Annotated in this window: 2 protein-coding genes; both read right to left on the minus strand. The window is 68.9% G+C overall.

Annotated features, from left to right (window positions below):
- Window positions 1-346: 346 nt before the first annotated feature.
- Window positions 347-700, minus strand: coding sequence for a hypothetical protein (locus VNR19_RS11170; protein ID WP_325726760.1), 354 nt, complete (start codon window positions 698-700; stop codon window positions 347-349).
- Between the two features lie 231 nt (window positions 701-931).
- The coding region (locus VNR19_RS11175; RefSeq protein WP_325726762.1) for a peptidase dimerization domain-containing protein at window positions 932-1847 on the minus strand (916 nt) is incomplete at its 5' end.

Below are 1847 nucleotides of genomic sequence, written 5' to 3' on the forward strand. Positions count from 1 at the left end.
GTACGTGTTCGCGACCACGCCGTACACGGCGCCCGCGGGCACGACGGTCGTCTCGGTGACCCTGCCGAAGACCGACCAGGCCCGGATCTTCTCGATCGCCCAGGGCTGACGCAGCACGACGAAGGGCGGCCGGTTTCCGTAGGGAGCCGGCCGCCCTTCGTCGTGTTGGAGCTTTCAGAGCAGACCAGGCCAACGGCCGACGGTGAAGACCGCAGCATGGCCCGATGAACGCCCCGCCAGCAACACGCCACAGCACACATCGGGTGCCACCTATCCGTGCAGCAGTCCCCACCCCGCAGATCAGATGAGCCGCATGAACAACTCCGCACCGCTCAAGTCGGCGATGCTAGTCGTCGTGAGTCACGCAGAATGCGGAACAGATCGATGTCCTTGCGTCGTCCAGGACGAAGATTACCGACTTACCAACACCCTCTGCGACGCCTGCCTGAATTAGCTGGCCATCGAGCGATTTTAAGCGCAGAACAAGGTCGTCGAGGCCACAGACTGAGAACCCGCGGGTGCGCGCAAGGGTGTACTTGAGCTCGAGCGTGTTCGCAGTCCGCGCCGCTGGCTGCAGACTCAGGTGGAGTTCCCGATCCGGATCGAGCGTGGCGACAATCTCGGCAGCGCGTTCCAATATCGCGCCCGACGCTGACTCCAGGAGCAGCAGTAGCTCGCGCGCGCTTATGGATTCCATCACCGACCAAACCTTTCCACGTGGGAATCCTTGACGATGCCGCGCAAGCAGAATCTCCGATTCGCCAGTGCATCTGTGCCACGAAGTATTCAACCCGCTTGCTCTTCAAGTGTCGTTCGAAGAATTAACCGTCTCGGCTTGTGCACCGGGCGGTCGCCATGGGCGTGATATGGCGACGGATGGGTGGCCGTTTCCCTCCGGGGAGCCGGCCGCCCCTTCGTCGCGGGTGGACCGTCAGGCGGCGCCCGCGGCGCCGAGGCGCGCGAGGAACAGCGCCTCGCCGACGGCGATGCGCTCGAGCTCGTGCGGGTCGACGCTCTCGTTGGGCGCGTGGATGAGGCAGGCGGGCTCCTCGACGCCGAGCAGCACGATCTCGGCGTCCGGGTAGGACGCCTCGAGGACGTTGCACAGCGGGATCGACCCGCCCTGCCCGGCGGTCGTGGTGCTGTCGGCGTCGAACGCGTCCGCGAGCGCCTGGCTGAGCGTGTCGAAGACGACGCCCTCGGTACGCGCCTGGAACGGCTGCCCGGGGGTGTCGTGCTCGAGCGTGACGTGCACGCCCCACGGTGCGACGGCGCGCAGGTGGTCCTCGAGCGCGGCGACCGCGGCGGCGGTGTCGGTGCCGGGCGGGACGCGGAGGTTGAGGCGGGCCGCGGCCTTGGGCTGGATCGCGGCGGACGACCCGACGACCTTGGGCGCGTCGATGCCGAGGATCGTCACGGCGGGCCGGGCCCAGAGCTGGTCGGCGACGCTGCCGCTGCCGAGCAGCCCCACGCCGTCGAGGACGCCCGCGTCGCGGCGGAACGCGTCGGGCTCGTACTGGACGCCGTCCCAGGTCTGGGTAGCGTCGAGGCCGCGGATCGTCGTGTCGCCCTTCTCGTCCCGGAGCGTCGCGAGCATCGCGACGAGGGCTGCGAGCGCGTCGGGCGCGGCTCCCCCGAACATGCCCGAGTGGACCTCGCTACGCATCGACTCGACCGTCACGACGACGTTCGAGGCGCCGCGGAGCGCGACGGTGAGCGTCGGGACGCCGAGCGCCGCGTTGCCGGTGTCGCAGATCAGCATCGCGTCGGCCGTGAGCTCTCCCGGGTGCTCGCGCACCCAGTCGTCGAGCCCGCCCGTGCCCTGCTCCTCCGAGCCCTCGATGACG

This window comes from Microbacterium sp. (assembly GCF_035556355.1).
Classification (GTDB): Bacteria; Actinomycetota; Actinomycetes; order Actinomycetales; family Microbacteriaceae; genus Microbacterium.